General features: G+C 36.7%; 24 protein-coding genes. 7 read left to right on the top strand and 17 right to left on the bottom strand.

What is annotated here, in order from left to right; translation table 11 throughout:
- Positions 1-129: 129 nt before the first annotated feature.
- The 5 genes from EO244_RS15935 to EO244_RS15915 form a co-directional block, all read right to left on the bottom strand.
- On the bottom strand, positions 130-1,311 hold the full coding sequence (locus tag EO244_RS15935) for a FecR family protein (RefSeq protein ID WP_129255683.1): 1,182 nt from the start codon (positions 1,309-1,311) through the stop codon (positions 130-132).
- A gap of 185 nt (positions 1,312-1,496) precedes the next feature.
- Positions 1,497-2,015, bottom strand: coding sequence for a sigma-70 family RNA polymerase sigma factor (locus tag EO244_RS15930; protein ID WP_164977521.1), 519 nt, complete (start codon positions 2,013-2,015; stop codon positions 1,497-1,499).
- A gap of 273 nt (positions 2,016-2,288) precedes the next feature.
- Positions 2,289-4,142 (bottom strand): tetratricopeptide repeat protein, encoded by a 1,854-nt coding sequence (locus EO244_RS15925; protein WP_129255681.1) that lies wholly within the window; start codon positions 4,140-4,142, stop codon positions 2,289-2,291.
- A 139-nt stretch (positions 4,143-4,281) separates the two neighbouring features.
- Positions 4,282-4,998 carry a purine-nucleoside phosphorylase gene (gene deoD / locus EO244_RS15920; protein ID WP_129255680.1) on the bottom strand — a complete coding sequence of 239 codons (717 nt, stop codon included), beginning with the start codon at positions 4,996-4,998 and terminating at the stop codon, positions 4,282-4,284.
- 269 nt (positions 4,999-5,267) lie between these two features.
- A complete protein-coding gene (locus EO244_RS15915) occupies positions 5,268-5,720 on the bottom strand; it encodes a nucleoside deaminase (RefSeq protein ID WP_241687996.1) in 453 nt (150 codons plus the stop codon).
- 182 nt (positions 5,721-5,902) lie between these two features.
- On the opposite strand from EO244_RS15915, the gene aspS reads away from it, so the two are divergent.
- Positions 5,903-7,663 (top strand): aspartate--tRNA ligase, encoded by a 1,761-nt coding sequence (gene aspS, locus EO244_RS15910; RefSeq protein WP_129255679.1) that lies wholly within the window; start codon positions 5,903-5,905, stop codon positions 7,661-7,663.
- A gap of 142 nt (positions 7,664-7,805) precedes the next feature.
- On the opposite strand, the gene EO244_RS15905 is transcribed toward aspS, so the two are convergent.
- The 5 genes from EO244_RS15905 to EO244_RS15885 all read right to left on the bottom strand — a co-directional run bounded on the left by EO244_RS15905 (position 7,806) and on the right by EO244_RS15885 (position 11,482).
- On the bottom strand, positions 7,806-8,093 hold the full coding sequence (locus tag EO244_RS15905) for a hypothetical protein (protein WP_129255678.1): 288 nt from the start codon (positions 8,091-8,093) through the stop codon (positions 7,806-7,808).
- A gap of 37 nt (positions 8,094-8,130) precedes the next feature.
- Positions 8,131-8,334, bottom strand: coding sequence for a hypothetical protein (locus EO244_RS15900; RefSeq protein ID WP_129255677.1), 204 nt, complete (start codon positions 8,332-8,334; stop codon positions 8,131-8,133).
- Between the two features lie 64 nt (positions 8,335-8,398).
- Positions 8,399-9,565, bottom strand: coding sequence for a 1-acyl-sn-glycerol-3-phosphate acyltransferase (locus EO244_RS15895; RefSeq protein WP_129255676.1), 1,167 nt, complete (start codon positions 9,563-9,565; stop codon positions 8,399-8,401).
- Between the two features lie 191 nt (positions 9,566-9,756).
- On the bottom strand, positions 9,757-11,103 hold the full coding sequence (locus tag EO244_RS15890) for a M23/M56 family metallopeptidase (protein ID WP_129255675.1): 1,347 nt from the start codon (positions 11,101-11,103) through the stop codon (positions 9,757-9,759).
- A complete protein-coding gene (locus EO244_RS15885; RefSeq protein WP_129255674.1) occupies positions 11,096-11,482 on the bottom strand; it encodes a BlaI/MecI/CopY family transcriptional regulator in 387 nt (128 codons plus the stop codon). Before EO244_RS15885 ends, EO244_RS15890 begins: the two co-directional genes overlap by 8 nt.
- A gap of 138 nt (positions 11,483-11,620) precedes the next feature.
- Here EO244_RS15885 and EO244_RS15880 point away from each other — a divergent pair, with 138 nt between their 5' ends.
- Positions 11,621-12,262, top strand: a complete 642-nt coding sequence (locus EO244_RS15880; protein WP_129255673.1) for a hypothetical protein — start codon at positions 11,621-11,623, stop codon at positions 12,260-12,262.
- A 62-nt stretch (positions 12,263-12,324) separates the two neighbouring features.
- Here the strand turns inward: EO244_RS15880 and groL are convergent, their stop codons facing one another.
- The 6 genes from groL to EO244_RS15850 all read right to left on the bottom strand — a co-directional run bounded on the left by groL (position 12,325) and on the right by EO244_RS15850 (position 18,088).
- Positions 12,325-13,956 (bottom strand): chaperonin GroEL, encoded by a 1,632-nt coding sequence (groL, locus tag EO244_RS15875; protein WP_129255672.1) that lies wholly within the window; start codon positions 13,954-13,956, stop codon positions 12,325-12,327.
- Positions 13,957-14,003: 47 nt separating this feature from the next.
- Entirely contained in the window at positions 14,004-14,282 is a 279-nt protein-coding gene (locus EO244_RS15870) for a co-chaperone GroES (RefSeq protein WP_129255671.1), read from the bottom strand.
- Positions 14,283-14,725: 443 nt separating this feature from the next.
- Entirely contained in the window at positions 14,726-15,073 is a 348-nt protein-coding gene (gene secG / locus EO244_RS15865) for a preprotein translocase subunit SecG (protein ID WP_129255670.1), read from the bottom strand.
- A gap of 2 nt (positions 15,074-15,075) precedes the next feature.
- A complete protein-coding gene (locus EO244_RS15860) occupies positions 15,076-16,110 on the bottom strand; it encodes a hypothetical protein (RefSeq protein WP_129255669.1) in 1,035 nt (344 codons plus the stop codon).
- Positions 16,111-16,229: 119 nt separating this feature from the next.
- Positions 16,230-16,742: an LptE family protein gene (locus EO244_RS15855; protein WP_129255668.1), complete on the bottom strand. Its 513-nt coding sequence runs from the start codon at positions 16,740-16,742 to the stop codon at positions 16,230-16,232.
- Between the two features lie 71 nt (positions 16,743-16,813).
- Positions 16,814-18,088 (bottom strand): sigma-54 interaction domain-containing protein, encoded by a 1,275-nt coding sequence (locus EO244_RS15850; protein WP_129255667.1) that lies wholly within the window; start codon positions 18,086-18,088, stop codon positions 16,814-16,816.
- 248 nt (positions 18,089-18,336) lie between these two features.
- On the opposite strand from EO244_RS15850, the gene kdsB reads away from it, so the two are divergent.
- Positions 18,337-19,086, top strand: a complete 750-nt coding sequence (gene kdsB, locus EO244_RS15845; protein ID WP_129255666.1) for a 3-deoxy-manno-octulosonate cytidylyltransferase — start codon at positions 18,337-18,339, stop codon at positions 19,084-19,086.
- A gap of 329 nt (positions 19,087-19,415) precedes the next feature.
- The gene (locus EO244_RS15840; protein ID WP_129255665.1) at positions 19,416-20,756 is read left to right on the top strand and encodes an MATE family efflux transporter; all 1,341 of its coding nucleotides are present in this window, start codon (positions 19,416-19,418) and stop codon (positions 20,754-20,756) included.
- A gap of 73 nt (positions 20,757-20,829) precedes the next feature.
- On the opposite strand, the gene EO244_RS15835 is transcribed toward EO244_RS15840, so the two are convergent.
- Complete coding sequence (locus EO244_RS15835) at positions 20,830-21,507, bottom strand: Crp/Fnr family transcriptional regulator (protein ID WP_164977520.1); 678 nt, start codon at positions 21,505-21,507, stop codon at positions 20,830-20,832.
- Positions 21,508-21,895: 388 nt separating this feature from the next.
- On the opposite strand from EO244_RS15835, the gene EO244_RS15830 reads away from it, so the two are divergent.
- The 3 genes from EO244_RS15830 to EO244_RS15820 all read left to right on the top strand — a co-directional run bounded on the left by EO244_RS15830 (position 21,896) and on the right by EO244_RS15820 (position 25,657).
- Positions 21,896-23,209, top strand: coding sequence for an anaerobic C4-dicarboxylate transporter family protein (locus tag EO244_RS15830; RefSeq protein WP_129255663.1), 1,314 nt, complete (start codon positions 21,896-21,898; stop codon positions 23,207-23,209).
- A 50-nt stretch (positions 23,210-23,259) separates the two neighbouring features.
- A complete protein-coding gene (gene ansB / locus EO244_RS15825; protein ID WP_129255662.1) occupies positions 23,260-24,333 on the top strand; it encodes an L-asparaginase 2 in 1,074 nt (357 codons plus the stop codon).
- 154 nt (positions 24,334-24,487) lie between these two features.
- Entirely contained in the window at positions 24,488-25,657 is a 1,170-nt protein-coding gene (locus EO244_RS15820) for a porin (protein ID WP_164977519.1), read from the top strand.
- The last annotated feature ends 126 nt before the right edge of the window (positions 25,658-25,783 follow it).

The raw sequence follows: 25,783 nt of genomic DNA, 5'->3' as shown, positions 1-25,783 counted from the left end.
CTTCCGGGATCGAAAGCCATTATTCAAACATTTTTTCATAACTTTGTAAAGATTTAGGTTACACTTAAATTCAAAATTTCTGTGACAGCAGAAATATCAGAGACAGGAAATGTTGCAGCATTTCCTGTTTTATTTTTCACCAATTACAATGGTTTGACCATTAATTTCAACATCTACTTTACGGGTCAGCTCAAACATTTCCATAATGGAACCGATCTCACTATTCCGATTAAAATGACCTCCAAAACGATATTCTTTTATAGATTGATTCTTATAAAACACCTTTAAATCGTACCATCTGGACAATTCTGTCATAATATCCTCAATTCGTTCATCTTTAAATAAAAAAACGCCTTCCCTCCAGGATGTAAACAGATTCACATCTACATTCTGCATCTTTATAGCACCAGACTTTTCACTAACAACTGCCTGCTGGCCAGGTTCCAGCATCATCGTTTTAGCCTTAAAACCTGAAGAACGAACCTTTACACTTCCTTCTACCAAAGTGGTCACCACATTCTCATCCTCTTTATAGGCCTTCACGTTAAAAGAAGTCCCTAAAACTTCAACTTTAGTTCCCATAACATCTATAACAAAAGGGTGTTTAGCATCCTTACTCACCTCAAAATAGGCCTCTCCAGTCAATTCTACACCTCTTGTTTTCCCTATAAATTGAATAGGAAATTTCAAAGAACTCATGGCATTCAAATGCACCTTTGTCCCGTCGGCAAGTACCAACTCATACTCGCTCCCCTTGGGTATCCTAACTGTATTGTACAATAAAGTTCTCTTATCATTTCCTGCCTGATATTTTAAACGTCCCTCCCCTTTTTCAATCTGAGTTCCATCCTTTTCTTTCAATGCAGAAATCCCCTTATTACACAAGCTCACCTTTTGTCCATCTGCTAGAATCAACTGAGCTTCTGGCTTTTTCACGTCGATTCGAGCAATATTTTGATATGAAGTCTGCTTACTTAAATCATCGTATAAATAATAGGCAACTCCGGCTAAAAACAGAGGAACAAATAACACTGCGGCATAACGAAAAATCGTCTGAAACGCGAATTTCACTCTACTGGGAGTCAGTGCTTTCTCAAATCTTTCCCATCCTTCATCAACATTCACCTGATGAAAATTTTCATCCCAATTCAAAAACTCCTCTTGATTGCGAATTCTCTCGTAAGCTATTTGGTTCTCTTCACTATTATTGATCCAGGCATTCAACTCCTGTCTCTCAGATTCATCTAAACCAAAATTTACTTCTTTGGCAATCAACTGAGATATTCTTATATGATGGTCAATTCTATTCACTCGGAAAATTTATAAGATTAAAGTTGGACTTTTGTTCTCCACACGAACCCTTCACTCCAAACATTATACGACTATAACAACTCAGAAATTAAAGAGGGTGGGAGACAGTTTATTTTTTTGAAAAAAAAAGTCAGAGTCCGGATGGACCCTGATATCAATCTGTGATTAAATCTAAAACAAGAGTTTTATATAAAAAACCCAATTAATATTATCAGAGAAACAACACTGTCCTTCAATTGTAAACGAAGCAAACGGTACGCATTTGCTTTTACGGACTTGACAGTATTTATAGATACATTTAAACGAAGGGCAATCTCCGGATTTTTAAGTCCCTTCATACTCATCTGAACGACTCTTTTTCCTTGAGAAGGTAAAATCTCAATAGCCTTATGAATTTCATAGTATGTTTCCTGCTCCAGAATATTGTCTCTAAAAAACAACTCTTTTTCCATAGCTTGAAGCGCGAAATCTAACACAACTTTGGAATGTTTAATATGATTTAGACAACTGTTTCGGGTAACCATATACAGATATCCTTTCATGGCATTTTCATTATCAAATGCCTCCTTCCCCTTCCATAATTTAATAAAAGCCTCCTGAGCCATATCTGCTGCTACATCGGTATCGTTCACATACTTTCGGGCAAACAAACACAAACTGGAATAGAAGTTTTCAAAAAATAGTTTAAATTCTTTTCTGTTCACTGTGGCTATCGTTTTGGATTAACAAATTTTAAGCGTACTCAGGGAGAATTAGGGACTCCCCAAATGCTGTGCATAAAACTATTAATATCAAAGACTAAAGCCGTTTTTAAAGACTAGACAAAAGGGGTCTCAGCCTCAAAATCCATATAGACAAAAGGGGTCGCTCATTGAAAACAACTTAAATTACTGGCAATTTAAGCTTGATGGAAATAACAGAGAATGTCTGAAATAGATCTATAGGATTCAATTCATTTCTTATAGATTCTCAGTTTTTTATAAGTTACTTAGGAATTCGAAAAGATTATCTGAGGGGCTCAACTCCAATTTTTTTCTTAGTCTGTAACGCCTCTTTTCAATAGCATTAACAGAGATATTTAAAATTCTGGCAATTTCCTTGGCATCTAAATTCAACCTTAGGTAGGCACAAAACTTTAAATCATTTGTATTTAAATCAGTATATCTGTCGACCAAACGTCTAAAGAAATCCTGATGAACTTCTTCAAAATGCATTTTAAAAACATCCCAATCCTGATCCAGATTGATGTTGCTATCAATTTCCTGAATAAGTCCTTTTAACAGACGTTTCATTTCATCTTTATCAGAAGCCATAACGGTTTCAACTGATTTCTTCAAACTTTCAAGAGTTTCGTTTTTACTTACTACATGCAAGGCATTTGCTGCCAACTCCCGCTCTTTATGTTTCAATTCTTCCAAATACTTCAACTGCTTCAAACGGTTAATTTCTTCTTTGGAGCGCAGTTCTTCCTGCAGTCTGAGATTCTCATGATCTTTCTCTCTTTTTTCGGAATCCATCTTTTCCAAAGCCAATTTATCCATTAAACTAACCTGCTCAAGCAATAGATTCTTCCTTTTCAAATTGATCTGTTTCAAATGCAAAACCCTGAGAATTAAAAAAGATATTATTAACAAACCAATAATAAGGATGATCTGATTTCTTCGTTGAATTTTCATTCTTAACTGCAAACCTGCAATTTCTTCCTCTTTTTTTTCTGTTTCGTATTTTATCTGCAGTTCATTAATCTGCTTTTGTGTATTATCGTTGTATATCTCATCCTTATAAACCATAAAGAGCTTCATGTTTTCCAAAGCTTTGGAATAATCTTTTTGCATGGTATACACCTTCGAAATCCCTCCGTAGCAATCTTTTATATTCTCTTTATATCCTGCCTTGATAGCAACACTCAGTGCCTCTTCATAAAAATTAAGCGCCTTATTATAGTTTTTAAGAGCAGAAAAATATTCTCCAAGATTAAAAGAAGCCGATACCACACCTCTCTCAAATTTGATTGATTTGGAAATTTCCAGCGCGGATTTATAATCCTGATAAGCTTCCTTATAATTCTGCTTTTTTAAATACAAATCACCTTGAGAGTTCAGAGTTGAGGCCAACATCTGCTTTTCATCAAATTCTTTAAAAACCGGAATTGCCTTTGACAAATAATCTAAACCTTTATCAAGATCACCTAACTCATCAAGAATAATAGCCATATTAACAAGCGTCTTAGCTACCAGCAAGGGATTATTTTCTTGTTGATATATTTTTAATAGCTTATCAAACCACTCCAATGCTTTTGTATGATCTTTATAAATAGAATAGATAATTGCAATATTGGTTTGAACTGCAATAACCCTCTCCTGATATTGAATTTCCTCAGCTTTTTTTAATGTTCGGAAGTAGTAACTTAAGGCCTCATCATAATTTCCCATACTAAAATATGTAATCCCTAATTCGTTCCAGGAATCAACCAAGCCTTCTCCATAATTCTCACTATCAGCAATTTCTACTGCCTCTTTAAAGTGTTGCAAACCTTCAAAATAGTTACCTAAATTTGAATCCTCTCTACCTAGAAAAATCAATGCTTTAACCTGAGATCGGGGATGGTTTAGCTTTTGTGATAGTCTTAGAGCTTCCTGAGCATAAGCAATACACTTCTCAGAATCGTTCTCAACAAGCTCTTCACAAAGTTTTAACAAGAGTTCGATCTTATCCGCATCATCAACTTTTTGCAGCTTATTTTCCAGGCTGTCAATTTTTTCCTCATCGATATTTCCTGCAAAAGAAATAACAAATAGGAAAATGAAGAAAATGCTATGTAGAATTCTCATGGGGATTAAGATTTAAGAACATCTCAAATATAAAACTTTAATTCACTTATTGAAAAAATAGTGTAAAATGCACACACATAAAAAAAGGAGAAACTCCCCAAAGCTTCTCCTCTTAAAATGCAATCTTTTTAGATCTAAATTATTGCTTGATTGCAGTTTCCAAACCAATTGTAATCATTGTATTCAATGAGGTTTGACGCTCTTCAGCGGTTGTTTCTTCTCCTGTTAAAATATGATCGCTAACTGTCAAAATAGCCAAAGCTTTAGCCTTATGACGAGCTGCAATAGTATATAAAGCAGTGGCTTCCATTTCTACAGCTAATACGCCATAGTCAGCCCAAATTTTAAATGGTTCCGGATTATTATCCAAGTCGTGATAAAAAATATCAGACGTAAGGGTTGATCCAACTTTAATATTTACACCTTGCTCTTTGGCAGACTGGTGTGCATCAGACAACAAACCAAAATCAGCACATGGCGCATAATCCATCCCTCTGAAAAGGTTTCTGTTGATTGCAGAATCGGTACATGAAGTCATGGCTAGAATCACATCAAAAACTTTCACATCGTGATTAAATGACCCACAAGTTCCGATACGAATCACATTTTTAACACCATATTGAGTGATTAACTCATGAGTATAAATTCCAATCGAAGGCACACCCATACCCGTTCCTTGTACAGAAATACGTTTCCCTTTATAAGTTCCGGTGAAACCTAACATATTTCTCACCTTATTATAACAAACAACATCCTCAAGGAAGTTATCTGCAATATATTTTGCTCTTAATGGATCTCCGGGTAACAGGATGGTTTCCGCGATATCACCCATTTTAGCCTCGTTGTGTGCACTCATAATATTAATTTTAAATGTGTTTCAATCAAAAGGTGTTATCCCGGAACAATAGCTATCGCACGAGGATACACAAATCTATAAAAGATTTTAAACACTTTCAACAAAGAGAGATGGATGATATAAATGGTTGGATTGTAGCAATCCTAAATCCGTAAAAAGGTTAAATTACCCCTAATAAAACCCCAGTTTACTTCTTTTCGGATTTTGAGCTCGCTAAAATAATGCTTTTGTTTGGGGATTCAAAATTAGGGATCATAAAATAACACAACTTATCTCTTCTTCACAAAGAAGCGCTTTACCAAATCAGCACAGGCCTCTTCGAGAATCCCGGTTATAAGTTCCGTTCGAGGATGAAGTGGCGAAGGTGAAAATGCCGAAAAACCTCTTTTTTTATCTCCTGCACCATAAACGATACGACTAATCTGCGACCAGGCCAAAGCGCCGGCACACATATTACAAGGTTCAAGCGTTACATACAAGGTACAATCCTTCAGATACTTTCCGCCTAAATAATTCGCTGCAGCAGTAATGGCCTGCATCTCGGCATGGGCTGTGACATCATTCAAGCGTTCGGTTAAATTATGTGCTCTTGCAATAATTCGGTTATTACAAACAACAATGGCTCCTACGGGTATTTCATCTTCATCAAAAGCCTTATGAGCTTCTTCCAAAGCTTGTTTCATAAAATATTCATCAGAGAACGGATTAATCATTTCTTCCATAAAGTCTGTATTTCAAAATTATTGTCGTTTGTCTTGCCAGATATTTTAAATAAAAGCATCAAGCTCTTCTTTAGGGTGTCACTAAACAAGATAAAAAGTAAAAGCCTGCCCTATTTCAAAAAAAATCTGTTCTAATTCGCAAAAACTTAGTATTTTCGCAAAGTTAATAAAATAGGAATAAGATGTATAGAACTCATACTTGTGGTGAATTAAGAATTCAAAATGTAAAGGAAACAGTAACCCTTAGTGGTTGGGTGCAAAAAGCACGTGATCTGGGAGGAATGACCTTTGTCGATCTGCGTGATCGTTATGGTATTACTCAGTTTGTTTTCGATATGGAAACAAATCCGGAGCTTTGTGCTCAGGCTAGAAAATTAGGTCGTGAATTTGTTGTTGCAATTACCGGAACCATTCACGAACGTCAAAGCAAAAACTCAAAAATCCCAACCGGAGATATTGAAATCATTGCTGAGAAAATTGAAGTCTTGAGCAAATCAATTATCCCTCCTTTTACTATCGAAGATAATACAGATGGCGGAGACGAATTGAGAATGAAATACCGTTACCTTGATTTACGCCGAAACTGTGTTCGTGAGAATTTAGTATTACGCCATAAAATGGGGATCGAAATTCGCAATTTCCTTGATCAACTGAATTTTATCGAAACGGAAACTCCTGTATTGATTAAATCGACTCCTGAAGGAGCTCGTGACTTTATTGTGCCATCACGTATGAATCCCGGTGAATTTTACGCTCTGCCACAATCACCTCAGGTTTTCAAACAGCTGTTGATGATTTCCGGTTTCGACCGTTATTACCAAATTGTAAAATGTTTCCGCGACGAAGACCTTCGTGCTGACCGCCAGCCTGAGTTTACACAGATTGATTGCGAAATGGCCTTCGTGGAGCAGGACGATATCTTAAATACTTTTGAAAGCCTAACCAAACATTTATTCAAAAAATTGAAAAATGTTGAGTTAAACTTCGATTTTCCTAGATTAGACTATGCTGACGCCATGACTTATTATGGTAACGACAAGCCTGACACACGTTTCGATATGAAATTTGTTGACCTAAGCGTTATTGCTAAAGGGAATGATTTCAAAGTATTTGATGAAGCTGAATATATTGGTGCAATCTGTGCAACAGGTTGTGCATCATACACACGTAAACAACTGGATCAGTTGACCGATTTTGTGAAAAAACCTCAAATCGGTGCAAAAGGACTTGTTTACGTAAAATATAACGAGGATGGTTCATTCAAATCATCTGTAGATAAATTTTATTCTGCCGAACACCTGCAAAAGTGGGCTGAAGCTTGTCAGGCAAAACCTGGAGACTTATTGCTAATTCTTGTTGGCGATCGTAACACAACACTGCCTCAACTTTCTGAATTACGTCTTGAAATGGGCTCACAACTTGGATTAAGAGACAATAAGAAATTCTCTCCGCTTTGGGTCGTTGATTTCCCTCTATTGGAGTGGGATGAAGACAATAAACGTTTCCACGCGATGCACCATCCATTTACATCTCCTAAAAAAGAAGATCTTCATTTGTTGGAGACTGAACCGGGAGCTGTTCGTGCAAATGCATACGACTTGGTTATCAATGGTGTTGAAATTGGTGGTGGATCTATCCGTATTCACGACACCGAACTTCAAGCTCAAATGTTTAAGCATTTAGGTTTCACCGATGAAGAGGCTCAGGAGCAATTTGGATTCCTGATGAATGCTTTCAAATATGGTGCGCCTCCACATGGTGGAATTGCTTTTGGATTTGACCGTTTGGCATCGCTATTTGCTGGTATCGAATCTATCCGTGACGTCATTGCTTTCCCTAAAAATAATTCGGGTCGCGATGTGATGATTGATTCACCATCAACAATTGCTGAATCACAATTGGAAGAATTAAATTTAGCACTAAAAGCAATTGAGAAAAAATAACTCTCAAGCTTCTAAATACATCTGCAAAGGCTATCTCAAAATGGGATAGCCTTTATTTTTTATAACTGATCAGCAAAATATCAGGCAAAAAAAAGACCAACGAAATAAATTCGATGGTCTCTAAAATATCTTTATTTATGGACTACCAGTCCACTTCATTTTCCTCCTCATCGTTATTGACAAGGCCTTTTTCACGTTTAATCATATCTTTATACATGGCACGCATAAACAAACAACCATGCTTAACAGCCTCATCTTTACTTTGAAAATTGGCTTTGATTAAATGATGAGCACTCATTTCAAGCTCAGGATCATCAGTATAATAATAAACACTAACATTAGGCCTTCCACCTTTTTTCTTAATCTCCAATCCCATCCAGGTTTCGAAAATCTCACCATCAACCTTTATATGTCGCTTAAACTTAATCATCTCAATTCGATTACTTGATAAAAACAATATCAGAGCCTTATTTATCTTGCTCCAGATTCTTCATTTTCTTTTCCAGATTATTTAAAAGAACCATTGTTAGCGTTAATAAAAACATAACAAACAGTTCAATATAAATTCCTGTTTTATCTCCTGATTCACCCGATGAATGCAGTAGATTAAGAACACTTGCTACCATAATCAGGAAGGTAGACATGATCAAAATAAATTTAATTAGTTTCATCCTTATTAAAATTGGTAATACAATTAGATTGTGACAGGTGTTAAATATCTAATATCACAATTGTTTATAGATTATCTTGAATAAAATCAGGTTTCGTTAATTCGATCTGATTTTTAACCGGATTAGCATATATTTCAAAAAATATTTCTTTAAGTCTCTCACGATCACCATCAACCGTCCCCAATTTTTTATCCATATGTTTCAAGAACAAATCCTTTTCCTCATCAGTATAATAATCCTGATATTCATCGGTGTGATTTAAAATATCAAAAGCAATATAATTATCCGGCCAAAGTTTAAAGTTCTTATGAATTTTATAGTCGATTAATTCAGCCAAAGCCTTAAACTTATCACGACTATCATCCATCTCTTCTATCACATCTAACATTTCAGAAATGGGTTTCCCAACTCTAAAATGCACCCTACCCTTTTCATTGATCATTCCTTTAAGCATGCTCAACAAATCGTCCTTAGGTGTTTTTTTATAACCAACCTCAGTCTCTTTTAGGAAAAGTTCCCTCGATTTTAATGCATCGCAAGGCTCATACTCATAAGAAATAGCAACTGGCACAATTCTTAAAGCCTTAAAATGCTCCGCGAAGGTTTTATTACCACTCATCTGCAACATTTTTAGCAGACTTTGCTGTGTTCTATCATCACCATCCTTTGTTCTACCCTCACGCTGCGCTATCCAAACAGATGATTTTTTTGTATTTAGTGCATGCCCAATATAGGATGATAGATGATTTGAATTCACCAGCATATCCCGAACTGAGGCATTACGTTTTACAACAAAACTCTTGTTCAGCTTTACCAAATCACTAATCCAGGGTTGAATCAAAAGATTAGACCCAATCGCAATTTCTGTTGTTGAAAAATTGTTGCGATACAGTAGGATATTCAACAGAGCAGAATCCAGAATTATATCTCTATGGTCTGAAATAAACAGATAACTCTCATTTTTATCCAATTTATCAAGCCCTTCGATACTAATCCCTTTTGTGGTGTTTTTAATGATATTATCCGCCAATGGCACAATAAACATCGATTGAAAATCATCAACCGTTTTTACTTGTGACAAGCTAGCTTCAATTTTTTCACGAGATAAATCCGGAAACAATTGCAACGCAAACTTTAAAAAATCATCATTTTTAATTAGTCTATCTATTACCTCTGGTACTTCAGAGTCGCGATAGGGACGTATATCATCATATTCTGATTCAGAAATCATTATCTAATCGAATTGGTTTTAAGGAACTGCAAAAATAAGTAAATAAAATGGATTATCTAAATACTGTAGCCGTATGCAAGCTCATGCACCTCAATATCAAATACTAAATTACAAAAGCAGTTGCAAAAACGTTTCATTTTGCAACTGCTTTCTATAAAATTGTGTGTTAAAAATTCTTATTTTCCCCTCTCTTATTTCATTTTAAGGCTACTAAAATCAATAAAGTCAGCAGGATTGACATTCTCCCCATTCTTCTTTATTTCTAAATGCAGATGAGGCCCTGTCGAGATACCCGAACTCCCGACATACCCAATTACATCGCCTTTTTTCACTTTCTCTCCCAATTTGACATTATAACGACTCATTTGAGAATACAAACTCGCCAAACCGCCATCGTGCTGGATAATAATATAACGCCCATAAGCTTTACCTTCCACATAATTGGTCTCGAGCAAGTGTACCTGTCCGTCAGCAATGGCATAAATTGGAGTGCCTTGATGTGCTGAAATATCAATCCCTTTGTGAAACAACATCTTTTTCTTAATGGGATGCATTCTTTCTCCATAAGGTGACGTAATTCTGACACCAACTGAAGCTTTTATAGGGAGCTTTAAATCATGACCTGCCGGAATCGTTTTGTTCTCCATATTCACAGATTTGGTCTCAGAATAATCAAAACTCAACATTGAAATAAGGAGAACCGGAAGTATCAGTATCAACTTAAAATGAGCCCATACAGATGTATTTGATTTTTTAATCATTTTAATTCGTTTTAGTATTAATGATGATTTAAATGCACTAGTCAGGTTTGAATTCATTTTACTTTCAACGTACTGAAATAAACACTGCTGATAATCAATTTTATTTGTATCATCAACGACACAAGCCTGATCGGCACAGTATTCGTGCACTTCGACTAAGGCATTTTTTAATAAATAAACAATAGGATTAAACCAGAAAAAGGCTTTAACTAATTCTACTGCAAGCAAATCGATACTATGCAACTGTTTTGAATGAATTGACTCGTGCAAAAGAATCTGCTTATTTTCTGTCTTCGAAAGAATTGACGGATTCAGAAAGACATAATTAAAAAACGAATAAGGCGAATGAGTTTGTTCTATAAAAACTAAGTTCAAATCACCTTCTCTTTTTATTTCATTGGCTTGAATGATTTTAAAAATTGAAACTAAGCTTAAAATTACCCGACCTAAAATTGTTACAACGCCCAGAGCATACAAAATACATATCAAGAAACGAGAATCGAAACGAAATCCTTCTCTAAGATTAGGTTCTGCAATCTGCAACTGGTCTTCAAAAGAATTTTCAAACTCCCAAACAAATTGATGGGCTTTAGCTAGTTGCTCGTGATCAAACGTAAAATTAATCAGGGGCAATATAAATGAAAACATTAAGGCCGTTAGCAAATAAAAACGATTCCTTTTCACATGTGTATCTTTTACCAATACAAGTTGATAAAAACCATAAAAAATGGCTAAACACAAACCTGATTTAATTGAATACAAAATGAAATCAGTCATTTGATCTGCTTTTTTTGTTTTGAATTTGTTCTTCGATTAAAGCTTTCATTTCTTCCAATTCACTTAAAGACAAATCTTGTTCTTTGGTAAAAAACGAAGCAAAACCTTTTGCTGAGTTATTAAAAAAACTTTTGATCATACCTGACATAAACTCCCGGGCATAAACTCGTTTAGGCACTAAAGGAAAATATTGATTGGTTTTACCAAAGGTTTCGAACCCAATAAATCCCTTTTTAACCAGAATCCGAATCACGGTAGCAACCGTTGTATTAGCTGGACGTGGTTCAGGAAATTCCGAAACAATATCCTTTAGAAAAGCCTTTTCAAGCTTCCATAGGTATTGCATAATTTGTTCTTCTGCTTTTGTCAATTCTTTCATAATTCAAACATACAACTAATTATTTAGTCGTACAACTATTTTCATAGTTTAACTATATTAAAGTTTGTTAAAGCTCTTTCATTTTCATACAATAAATACGATATTGATAACTGAAAAAATCAATAAAACACACATTCAATGAAAAATTTAAGCTTCCTGTTTCTCTTAACTTTCCTCGTGAGTAGCTGTGCCAGTTCATATGTCACTGATCAAAACTTGGCAAAACCAGAGAAAGCCTATCACCATATTTTAGTGGTAAGTTTATTCAATGATCTGAACTTGAAAAAGTTTGATAAAGAAACCTATTACGCGTCTATCAAGGACTATTTCTATGACCTTAACAGAATTGACAACCATCCATTAGTTCAAAAGAGTATTAAGGATATGCTATCGAGTAATCGAACTAAAGTCATTCCTTCTTATAAATTGTTTAAGGTAAATCAGGAAGTTAATTACGAGGAATTTTTGAAAACAATCGATAAAAAAAATGTTGATGCCATTCTCATAATCAACCAGCAAAATTACTTCTACAAAAAAACTGAACGAATACTTGAAGATGGTGAAATTCGCGTTAATGAATCTCCCAATGCTGTTTTCAACACTTACCTGGTGGATCGAAAAAATTTGGAACCTGTATGGGTGAGTCGAATCTACTCAAACGGAACATCCTGGGACACACATGGTACTATGTACAACAGTATGGGAAGAAAACTGACTAAGAAACTTATCAAGTCCGGCTACATACGACCTCCATTTCAAACACGAAATGTTCGAAATTAAAATAAAAAGGGCTGTCGATATTAAAATCAACAGCCCTTTTTTAAATTTATATGAATTCAGATTTACATCATACCCGGCATACCACCACCCATTGGAGGCATAGCAGGAGCTTGTTCTTCTTTTTCTTCAATCAATACACACTCAGTTGTTAAGAACATACCTGCAATAGAAGCAGCATTCTCAAGAGCAACACGAGAGACCTTAGCAGGATCGATAACTCCGGCTTCAATCATATGTTGGTATTCGCCAATTCGAGCGTTGTATCCAAAATCAGCCTCACCAGCTTTTACTTTGTCAACAACAACAGCACCCTCGCCACCAGCATTTGCTACAATCTGACGCAAAGGCTCCTCAATGGCACGTTTCACGATTTCGATACCTACAGTTTCATCTTCGTTATCCCCTTTAAGACCATCTAAAGCTGCAATAGAGCGAATGTAAGCAACACCACCACCAGCAACAATACCTTCTTCTACTGCTGCACGAGTTGCACTCAAGGCATCATCCACACGGTCTTTCTTCTCTTTCATTTCGATTTCAGAAGCAGCACCTACGTACAATACAGCAACACCACCAGCTAACTTAGCTAAACGTTCCTGAAGTTTCTCTCTATCGTAATCAGAAGTTGAGTTCTCAATTAGAGTTCTGATCTGAGCAACACGAGTATCAATAGCATCTTTAGCTCCGGCACCATTTACAATAGTTGTATTTTCTTTATCAATAGTGATCTTCTCACACTGACCCAACATCTCAATAGTTGCCTGCTCAAGCTTCAATCCTTTCTCTTCAGAAATAACCATACCACCTGTAAGGATAGCAAGATCTTCAAGCATTTCTTTTCTTCTGTCACCAAAACCCGGAGCCTTTACAGCAGCCACTTTCAATGAGCCTCTCAATCGGTTCACAACCAAAGTAGCCAAAGCTTCACCCTCAACATCTTCAGCAATAATCATCAATGGACGACCTGATTGTGCTGCTGGCTCAAGAACTGGCATTAATTCTTTCATGGTTGAGATCTTCTTATCGCATAATAAAACGAAAGGATTCTCAAGATCTGCTTCCATCTTATCACCATTGGTAATAAAATATGGTGAAATATAACCGCGGTCGAATTGCATCCCTTCAACAACTTTTACGTAAGTTTCAGTTCCTTTAGCTTCTTCAACAGTAATAACGCCCTCTTTCTTCACTTTTTCCATTGCTTCTGCGATAAGAGAACCAATGGTTTCATCGTTATTAGCAGAGATTTTAGCAACTTGTTTGATCTTCTCGTAGTTGTCACCCACTTCGATAGACTGAGCTTTAATGTTTGCTACAATTGCATCAACAGCCTTATCAATACCACGTTTCAAATCCATTGGATTGGCACCTGCTGTTACGTTTTTCAATCCAACATTTATGATAGATTGTGCCAAAACTGTAGCTGTTGTTGTTCCATCACCCGCATCATCCGCAGTTTTAGAAGCAACCTCTTTTACCATTTGAGCACCCATGTTTGCACCCGGATCTGATAATTCGATTTCTTTTGCTACCGAAACACCATCTTTAGTAATTTGTGGTGCTCCGAATTTGCGATCGATTACCACGTTTCTACCTTTGGGACCTAAAGTTACTTTTACTGCATTAGCTAAAGCATCTACACCTACTTTAAGTAAATCGCGTGCCTCTATATTGAATTTAATTTCTTTTGACATTTCTAATAAATAATAGATTAAAAATTAATTTGTTTTAAGCATTGCGATTAAGCAATGTATAAGATATCAGTTTGCGACATCAATAGATAATCTTCATTATCGATATTCAATTCCGTACCTGCATATTTACCGTAAAAAACGATATCACCAGCTTTAATTTCCATAGGCTCGTCTTTTTTATCAGCGCCCACCAATACAACTTTTCCTTGTAATGGTTTCTCTTTTGCTGAATCAGGAATAATAATGCCACTAGCTGTTTTTTCTTCAATTGCCACGGGAGCTACTAAAATTTTGCCCGCAAGAATTTTTCCTTTTAATTCTGCCATTTTTCTAAATATTTAGGTTTTTATTTTTTTATCTGTTGTGTTAAAATACAACCCGAATTACTCGCTCAATATTCTAACATCATTTTTGTTGATTTCAAAAACAACGTTCAGCTTCTTTCATAATCTATGCCAAATAAAAAGTCTTGCCATTTTTGCAGCACAAAGAATCAAATGCAGACACAAACAGCTAAAATCGATTATCACGCAAATTCAATTTCAAATTTATTCGCCCTTCCGGGGAAGTATAAATATACGGCATTATTCCCAATTGATTAATTTACTGAAAAAATAAACTTTTCATATACAGACTCATAAGCGCATTTGTTATAACAAAAATAATCTTGCTGTACTTAAAAATCAAGGGCTGATTGGGGAGTATAAAAAAAGTGTCAGCATGTAATGACATACTGACACTTAAATATTTTAGTAGATGTAATATTGAATTACTCTGTCTTTTCAGTTTTTTCCTCTTTAGCAGGTGCTTCAGTTGGGAAAACCGGAGTTTCAGGAGCTGTTTCAGTTTCTTGCAATTGCTGCTCGATAGCTGATTTAGGAGCGCCATTGTTGCCACGATCAATAGTAGCAGCTGCAAGCATACAAAGTATAAAAAGGCTTAATGCTAGCACCCAAGTTGCTTTTTCAAGAAAATCTGTTGTTTTCTTAACTCCCATTATCTGGTTCGAAGATGAGAAATTAGAAGCTAAACCGCCTCCTTTTGAGTTTTGTACCAAAACAATTAAAACCATTAGTACACAAACTATAAGGATCAATACTGAAATAAAGGTAAACATACTTATCTATTTTTTAATTTTTCTATTCTTTCCAATTGACTCGCAAAGTAAATATTTTTTTCGGGATTTTTCAACATTAATTTCTCATAAACAGCACTTGCCTTATCAAAAAGCTTTTGTTTAATATAAATTTGAGCCAGAGTTTCACTCATACAACCCACATCCTCTTTCAAGCTATCCTTTGAAATATCAATCTGACTTTCAATCTTTTGATCTGGTTTCGGTATACGAGGTTCGTTTTCTATAAAGTTGGAAATCAGATCAAAATCCGTTGCAATCTTCTTCTTTTTTAATGTCTTATTATCGTGTTTTTTTGCAGCTATTTGTACTGATTTTACTTCAGAAGTACTCAATCTCAACATCCATTCCGAGAAAGAATAGTTTTCTGACTTAGCTAATGCCTCTTCTGACTGCTTTTCATTTGATTTTAAAACATATAAATTACCTCCAAAATCCATATCATAGATCTCAGATTCTAACTGCAGATAATCAGACTTTGGTAATTTTCCCGTTTGTGATTTGGTGCTAATTTCTGATTGAACATCAAGTTCGGTATCCTCACTATTATTCAAATTTCCAGCTTCCAAATCAACAAAATCAATAACATCACCCTCAGTTCCGTTTAGCTCTTCATCTTTGTGATTGGACTCATCTAAATCACTTTCCAAAGTACTTGCTATCAAATCATCAGTTGCCTGATCATCCAGAATAAAAACATCATTTTCAACAGACTTTGAAACTGGTTTTTCTTCTGTTTCAACTGAAGTTGCCATACCACCCAAAACTTCATCACCAGGTAAGTCAAGCTTATCGTTCAAGTAAAGATACAAGCGACGACGATCAGGAATAAAAAGAGCTGATTTTTTTAATTCCTGATTAAATCGGATACTTTTTTGTTGATTCAGAGTTTTTAGCAGCAAGAGATAAGGCGCCTGAAAAAAAGGGTAAACATCAATAAGAGCTTTCAGCTCTTTATGACTGTCTCCATCCATTTTTTGGGGATCTTTTAACCAGGATTGCAACAACGCTTTGTTCATGCTTCTATCAATATTTTACAAATACTTGCCAAGTATAAAGCCTGCCTTATTTCTACAATTAAATCTCTCTAAAAGTTCAATGTTAAACTTAACGAAAATCATCTTAATCAACTCAACAATTACCAGTTTACTACTGATTGATTGTAGATATCATCAATGATTTTCTCTAATATTTTATCTACAAGATCATTTTCAACATCAGTTAACTGCTTGGTACTGTCAAAATCTTCGAAGGCTGAAAAACTCTTATCAAAATCATTATCAGGCTCTTTTTCATTGGTAAATTTCACCCGAATGGTAATGGTTAAACGGTTGGTTGATGCAATATCGTTACTTGTAACATCCAAAGCTTTGGTTTGATAGCCTGTAATTTCACCCGAGAAATTCAAATGCCCTTCACCGTCAACAATCTCATCAAGAGAGGTTCGACTTCGGAATTTCTCCTTAAGATCCTCAGTAAACTGATTGCTCAAATTTGGATTTACCAAGGGAGCTCTGTTTTGAAAAAATTGCACTGAAAAGGTTTTTACATCTGGTGATAATGTCCCTCCGGTAAAGCTATAACTCACTTTACACGCCGTAAAAGCCAGTCCTATAATTATTATAAGTAATGATGATTTTATCCAATTCATAATTCAAATTGTTACTAATTTATTTAAGAATCTGCATCGGTAAAGATACTCAAAGCAGCATGTCATTCCATCTAATTAATATCGTATTCCTTAATTTTTCGATAAAGTGTTCGCTCAGAAATTCCCAAATCCTGAGCCGCATACTTTCTCTTGCCATTATGCTTCTCCAAAGCTTTGCGAATCAATTCCATTTCCTTATCAACAAGAGAAAGCGACTCTTCAACAAACTCTTCCGTATCCTGAATATCGGGCTCATCAACATGAGAAACATTCACTTTAGCCGATGCGTATGATTTATGTTGAACCACATCAACCTCCTGATCTTCATAAAGCTTACGAATCAGCATCGCATTCTTTTGCTCTAGATCATTGGCATCACCATCTTTCTGCATCAAATCGAAAACCAGTTTCTTAAGATCCGTCATATCTTTTTTCATATCGAACAGAACCTGATACAAGATCTCTCTTTCAGAAGAAAAACTTTTCTCATCTCTGGAGTCTTTCTTATAAATGGCTGGCAACATTTGCTCGTCGCTTGCCGGCAAATAATTCTGCAGAATATCAGCCGTTATCAAACGCTCCTTCTCAATGATTGAAATTTGCTCCGTAATATTTTTCAGCTGGCGAATATTTCCCGGCCATCTGTAAGCTTGAAGAATCTGCTGAGCCCCATCATTCAGTCTTAGTGCAGGCATGCGATATTTCTCTGCAAAATCCTGAGCAAATTTTCTGAATAAAAGGTAAATATCCTCTCTACGCTTACGCAAAGCAGGCATAACAATGGGTACTGTGTTTAGTCTGTAAAATAAATCTTCTCTAAACTTGCCATTTTTAACTGCCTGAGGGATATTTATATTGGTTGCAGCTACAACCCGTACATTTGTTTTTAGAACTTTTGAAGACCCCACCTTCATAAACTCTCCCGTTTCCAAAACTCGTAGCAATCTCACCTGAGTTGATAAAGGCAATTCCCCAATTTCATCTAAGAAAATGGTTCCATTATTAGCCACTTCGAAGTAACCTTTACGATCAGACAAAGCACCTGTAAAAGCACCCTTCTCATGACCAAAAAGTTCTGAATCAATTGTTCCCTCCGGAATTGCACCACAGTTAACGGCTATATATGAAGCATGTTTACGAGCGCTAAACTGATGTATAATCTGAGGAAAAACTTCCTTTCCTGTTCCACTCTCTCCGGTTATTAATACCGATAAATCAGTTGGTGCCACCTGCACAGCAATATCAATCGCTCGGGTCAACTCATACGCATTCCCAATAATACCAAAACGCAATTTTATTTTTTGTACATCCATTCTCGAAATATTGATCAAATTATGCCTAAACATCGGGCTGGGTTTTAAACATCCTCAAATAAAAACGTTTAAAACCTGCAATTATTTCCGATTGCCTGACAAAATTACTACTTTTTGAAATCTTTTCTAAGGATAAAACCGGGATTCTTTAATAAATAATGTTAATAATAAGCTGGCATTTTTTTAAATTTTTAAAATTCCCCATTCATCAAAAACTGAAAAAGGAAACTATCTTTACTCAATCAAAAATCAAGACTTTTTTAATAAAAAATAAACCCTGTATGAAATTCATAGGCATCATTCCTGCTCGATTCGCATCAACACGCTTCCCTGGCAAACCACTGGCTGATATAAATGGTAAACCCATGATACAACGTGTTTACGAGCAAGTAAAAATTGCACTGGATGATGTGGTTGTTGCAACAGATGACAAGCGCATTGAAGAAGCTGTAAAGGCTTTTGGAGGTGAGGTTGTAATGACATCAGAAAAACACCAAAGCGGAACAGATCGGATTGCAGAAGCCATTGAAAAAATTGAAGCTGAAAGTTCTGAAAATTATCAGGTCATTATAAATATTCAAGGTGACGAACCATTTATTCAGCCCGAGCAAATCCTGGCTTTGAAAGATTGTTTCAAAACAGCCTCAACACAAATTGCAACACTTATCAAACCCATCGAAAACTCAGATGAAATCTTCGATATGAACAAGGTAAAAGTGGTTGTGAATAAAAATCTGCGAGCTCTTTACTTCAGCCGCTCGCCTATCCCATTCTTTCGTGGTTGTGACGAAAAAGAATGGCTGGATAAGCACACTTACTACAAACATATTGGGATGTATGCTTACCGAAGAGATACGCTTAATGAAATAACCAAATTGCCGCAAAGTTCTCTTGAGCTTGCGGAATCGCTTGAGCAATTGAGATGGTTAGAAAATGAATATGTCATCAAAACAGACATCACCAAACACGAATCAATAGGTATAGACACACCCGAAGATTTAGAAAGAGTGAAACAACTTGGTTTGTTATAATACATTTAAGAGTCTGCTTATAGAAGCAGGCTCTTTTTTATTTTGAGGAAAGTCAAAAAATATTACCTTCGCGGCCTTAAACATAGAAATATAACGACTCACTTACGTCGCGTTTTTGTTTTGCAACATTTCACACCTTGAAATCCGAAACGCCAGTTTCGAAAAGAGTACAGAACAAAAGATGTAAGCCGGAGGAAAAGGTCTCGTTTTACTACCAATTTTTTTATTAACAACATCTGTATTTCAATAATGAAATACCGCAGTTGCGTGCGCACTTATGCAGCGTTATTGGGGTACTTTGTTGTGATATAGATGTAAATTTTCAACTCATGATGAGACTTTGGGAGCAACACGCAGGTGAATACAAAAAAACACTTTCACTAAGTATTCCTGTGATTATCGCACAGGCAGGACAAATTACAGTCGGATTAATCGATAATGTCATGATTGGTCAGTTGGGAACAATCCCCCTGGCTGCGGCATCCTTTACAAACACCCTATTCAATCTGGTTTTAATATTCGGGATGGGCTATTCATTTGCTTTAACCCCTCTGATTGGCAGGAGCTGGGGCGAAAAGGACCATGCATCAGTTGGTTCATGGATTAAAAATGGTATCATGGCCAATGCCTTCATGGGGCTCGCTTTGGCCCTGCTTCTGGCAATTTTATATGTATTTATGCCTTACATGGGACAACCCCAATCGGTTCTGCAACCTTCACGAGATTATTTAGCCATACTGATGGTCTCAGTATTACCCATGATGGTTTTCTATGGCTACAAACAATTTGCCGAAGGAATTGGCGATACCAAAACAGCGATGAAAATTATGCTTTGGGCAAATGTTGTGAATACGGTAGGTAACTACCTGTTCATGTATGGAAAACTTGGTGCACCGGAGATGGGACTTACCGGAGCGGGCATTGGTACTCTGCTGGCCCGAATATTTATGGCAATTGCCTTTATCATCCTTTTTTATAAAAATCAGAAATACCAACTGTTCACTAAGCTATACAAGCAAAGCGTATTTTGCAAGACTAAATTTATCCAAATTGTGAAGCTGGGCATTCCATTGGGCGGACAAATTGTAATGGAAGCCTGCGCATTCGGACTATGTGCCATTATGATGGGATGGGTTAGCGAAGTTGGCATGGCTGCACACCAAATTGCCATAACCCTTTCTACCCTGGGTTTCATGATATACCAGGGATTGGGTTCCGGAACCACCATACGTGTGAGTCATTATAAAGGAGCTAATAATAAGGAAGGTATTATTCGAGCAACTAAAACGGCCATGAACCTAATGTATGTCTACTGTGCTTTTTCGATCATTTTGTTTGTAGGTGCCCGTAATTTGTTGCCCCTGATGTTTACAACAGACAGCACAGTTATACAATTAGCTGCACAAATGCTGATTGTTTGTGGTGTGTTTCAGCTTGTCGATGGCATACAAATTATCCTTGTGGGAACTCTAAGAGGTTTTGCTGATGCGCGAATTCCCGTAATAATAACCTTTATATCTTATTTCATTGTTTCTATTCCCTTTAGCTATTTATCAGCCTTTGTGTGGGAATTTGGTGCCGTCGGTATCTGGTTTGGCTTTCCTGTAGGCTTGCTTGTGTGTTCTGCCCTTTTCCAAATGCGATACAAATACATTCTCAAAAAAATTTAATCGTAAAAACTAGCAAATAAAAAAGAGATCTAATCACAGATCTCTTTTCTTACCATTTATATCTGAGGATATCTTATCCCTTTTTCTTTATTTGCTTCAAAAGCTCAATATCCAATAATTCCACATATTTCTCATCAACTCTGATAATATTCTCTTTATTGAATTTTGAAAACGTATGAATAACACTTTCACGGGAATAGCCAATGGTTTCGGCAATTTCTTTTCTCGAGAAAGGCAATTTAAAGGTAGTGGAGTTTTCCATGTGTGAATAGTGCAACAGAAAGGTAGCTAAACTTCCCTCTACATTCTTATTACTATACATCACCATTCGCTTGACCTGACGATGCGAGGTTTTCGACATGGTTTCAATAATCCCCATTGCAAAACTGCCATTGGTTTTAATCAGTTGCTTAAATACAGCAATATCAATCAAAAGCACTTTGGACGTTTCCATTGCAGTAGCCGAAATATGATAGGTCTTATCAAAAAATGCATGCGATAAACCTAAAAATCGGTACTCCGGAGCCATCCGAATCGTGTTATTTCGCCCATCAGACTCAATATTAATCTTGGCCAATCCACTTAAGACGTAATATATATGCGTGGCAAAGCTCCCCTGCTTGATAATAATTTCATTCTTCTTAAAATCAAGAATTGTACTATTATTAATAATCATACTGACATCCCGACCTGAAAGGGATGAGAAGCAAGGATGCTTCAAATATTGCTCCAACTCAAAATTTTCGTCCATACAATTCAACATTTATAAATTTTCGCAACAAATATCTGCTAATTTTTACTCAATACGCATATTACAAGATACTTAATTTTGATTTCAAAGAGTAAAATAACTCACCGATAAATCGCAATCAGCTGCAATAAAAAAACAAACTCATGCCAATAAAGTCAAATCGGTGTTCTACAGATCATTAATCTATTTAAAAATCCGGATAAAATCAACCAAAAGTAAACTGCCTAGTATAACAAGGGTGAAATATCTTACTCTCCATCACGTCTTTTCCTTTCTATAAGCGTAATTTACTTGTATTCAATTGCGTGTCCAGCAACAGATTACAACGCATATTTGATATCGGATAGCCATATATCTTTACCACCGAATCAGATAAAGAAAAATGCATATGTTTTGGATTGAATTTGCGACAGTATTAATAGCAATTTTTGTTGGAGCCCGATTAGGGGGAATTGGACTTGGTGTAATGGGGGGAATTGGACTTTCTGTTTTGACCTTTGTTTTTAATTTGCAACCCACATCACCTCCTATAGATGTGATGCTAATGATTGTATCAGTAATCACAGCCGCTGCTGCTATGCAAGCTGCCGGAGGACTGGACTATTTGGTTAAGCTGGCTGAAGGCTTGCTTCGAAAAAACCCAAATCGGATTACCTTCTACGGACCGATCGTATCTTATTTGTTTACACTTGTGGCCGGTACAGGTCATGTTTGTTACTCAATATTACCTGTTATTTCAGAGGTGGCACGAGAAACCGGTGTGCGTCCTGAGCGACCATTGTCAATAGCCGTGATTGCATCTCAACAGGCGATTACAGCAAGCCCCATTTCAGCAGCAACAGTTGCCCTATTGGGAATGCTAACTCCTTATAATTTTGAATTGATCGATATCTTGATGATCAGTATTCCTGCCACTTTTGTTGGTGTATTGCTTGGTGCTTTTGCAGCCAACAAAATGGGAAAAGATTTAAAAGACGACCCTGAATATCAAAAACGTTTAAAAGAAGGAAAACTGGCCGTAAAATCTGACAGCACGAATAAAGAAGTCCCAACTTCTGCTAAAATTTCAGTGGGACTATTTGTATTAGGAGCTTTCGCCATTGTCATGTTTGGTTCATTTGCCAGTTTACGTCCGGTATGGAATGTAGGTGGCGAAATGATTAAAATGGGTATGCCCGCTACCATCGAAATGGTGATGATGGCGATTGCAGCACTCATCCTGATTTTCTCTAAGGTTAAAGTTGAAGATGTTGCCAAAGGGAATGTTTTCTCAGCAGGGATGCAAGCCGTGATTGCAATCTTCGGTATTGCCTGGATGGGAGATACTTTCTTCGCCGCCAATATGGATTACCTGGGGGGTGGTATTAAAGAGATGGTAACCAGTATGCCATGGTTGTTTGCCTTTGCCTTATTTGTATTGTCAATTCTGCTTTATAGCCAGGCAGCTACAATCCGTGCCTTAATGCCTTTGGGTATTGCTTTGGGACTTCCAGCTCCTGCACTTATTGCCATGTTTCCATCGGTAAACGGATACTTTTTTATTCCAAACTACCCAACCGTAGTTGCTGCGATCAATTTTGACCAAACAGGAACAACACGCATTGGAAAATACCTGCTGAATCACAGTTTTATGATTCCGGGCATGGTGGCTACCATTGGAGCCGTTTCAATGGGATTCTTAATGATTTCAATATTATTCTAAATAAAATCAAAATAAAACTAACGACTAATAAATTAATAAAAACTAAAATTATGAACCTAAAACAAAGAATTACTCGAGTTTTACTTCTGGTAGCGATTGTTACCATGGGAGCAATGACTTCCCTTAATGCACAAACATTACCAAACCTGACTATTATTGCAACTGGTGGTACCATTGCCGGATCAGGTGATTCAAGCATCAAAACCAACTACACTGCCGGTGTTGTAACTGTTGATAAATTATTAGCAGCTGTACCTGAAGTGATGAATTTGGCAACAATCAAAGGGGTACAGATTTCTTCAATCGGTAGCCAGGAAATGAACGATGCAGTTTGGTTGAAACTAGCTAAGAAAATCAACAAATTGTTAGCTTCTGACGAGTGTGATGGTATCGTGATTACTCACGGAACAGATACTATGGAAGAAACTGCTTATTTCCTAAACCTTGTTGTAAAAAGCGACAAACCAGTTGTATTGGTAGGATCTATGCGTCCGGGTTCAGCTATGAGTGCTGACGGACCAATGAACCTTTTCAATGCGGTTGCTTTAGCTGTTAACCCAGCTTCTAAAGGACGTGGTGTAATGGTATCAATGAACGACCTGATTTTAGGTGCTGATGATGTAACTAAAACCAACACAACTAACGTAGCAACTTTCCAGTGCCCTAACTTCGGTGCTTTGGGATACATGCACAATGGTCAGCCTACTTTCCGTCGTGCAACTACAGCTAAAAACACAACAGCTTCTGAGTTTGATGTAACCAACTTGAACGAACTTCCTAAAGTTGACATCATCTACGGATACGCTAATGCTAATGCAGTTGTTGTTGATGCTTTCGTAAAAGATGGTGCAAAAGGTCTTATCCACGCAGGTGTTGGTAACGGTAACCTTTACCCAACTGTAATGGACGCTTTGGTTTCTGCACAGAAAGATGGTGTACAAGTAGTACGTAGCGCACGTGTATTCTCAGGATCGACTACATTGGATGCTGAGGTTGATGACGCAAAATTCAACTTTGTTGCTTCTCTTTACAAGAATCCACAAAAAGCAAGAATCCTTTTGATGTTGGCTTTGACTAAAACGAACGATTACAAGGAAATTCAAAGAATGTTCTACGAGTACTAGAATATCGATTCTGAAATAGAATCACTTCAAGTTACTTATTGATTTATAATCCCGGGGAGGATCGAGAGGTCACCTCCCCAGGGCTTACTTATCCCAAATTTAGGGGAAAACCTCTCAAATGACTTACAATAGAAACCAGTTTATAACAACAACAATGAGTTTTAAAAAATATATAATCGCAGGTCTTGCTGTTTTGACTATCGGTGGAACGGCTATGGCTCAGGAGACATTAAACCTAAAAGCTTTGGAGCAAAAAATTGCTTCTTTAGATCAGAAAAATGACTCTTTCAATTTCTATTTAAACCTTCAGAATTCAGCCAACTTGTATATCAATGGCGGCGATTACGAAGGCATCGATTTCAAAACAAACCAAATGCGTCTTGAGATGCGTGGTGAAGTGGTTAAAGGCATCCGTTACCGTGTTCGTCACCGTATGAACCGTGGTACTTCTGCTGAAGGATTGGATAACCTGTCACGTGCAACTGATATTGCATCTATCTCTATCGACGTAACCAAAAACTTAACAATTACCGGTGGTAAGCAGTGTACTGCATTTGGTGGATACGAGTTCGATTTGAACCCAATTGACATTTACCAGTACAGCGACATGATTGACTATATGGATAACTTCCTAACCGGTGTTGATTTCGCTTATCAGGTAAAAGGTCAGGAATTCCGTTTTCAGGTTGTGAATTCTCGCAACGACTATATGGATAATATCTACGAAGGATTGAACGGTGTAGAAGCCAGCAAAAATGCTTTGGGTTATACCTTAAACTGGAATGGTAGCCTTTTCGACGGTAAGGTACAGACTCGTTGGTCTTACTCTTTATTCGAAGATGCAAAGGATAAATTCACCAACTACATCGCTTTGGGTACACAAGTAAAATTGGGTAAAAAAGCACAATTGCAGTTCGACTGGATGAACTCTCACGAGGATATCGACCGTAAAGGCATTGTATCGGATATGATGAACGCTAATGGTGGTGACTATGTTCGCGGAATGGATGTTGTGTACAACTCATTGGTAGCAAAAGTTGATTACCGTGTGAACAACAAATTCAACATGTTTGTAAAAGGAATGTACGAAACTGCAACCAACAATGGCAACACCGATGCCAACCTAAACGACGAGTTCCGTACATCATACGGTTACATGACTGGTTTGGAATATCACCCAATTGCTGAAGGCTTAAAAATCTTCTTCACATACACAGGTCGCTATTTCGATTACGACAGTAGCCTGACTGAAAACATGGGTCTTAAAGATCAGTACACAAACCGTTTCTCAATTGGTATGGTTTACAGACTTAAAATGTACTAGACATTTGTCGATATGGCTTATTTAAATGTTGCTATCTGAACACATTTTAACGATAATGCCCCTTGCATTTTAAATGCTTGGAATTTCAAATAATCAAAGAGGGGGCTCTGTTTTATCAGACAGCCC

The sequence above is a fragment of the Ancylomarina salipaludis genome (genome assembly GCF_004122035.1).
GTDB classification, from domain to species: domain Bacteria; phylum Bacteroidota; class Bacteroidia; order Bacteroidales; family Marinifilaceae; genus Ancylomarina; species Ancylomarina salipaludis.
Note: the sequence above shows the minus strand (reverse complement) of the source record. Positions and strands in the feature narration are given on the sequence as shown.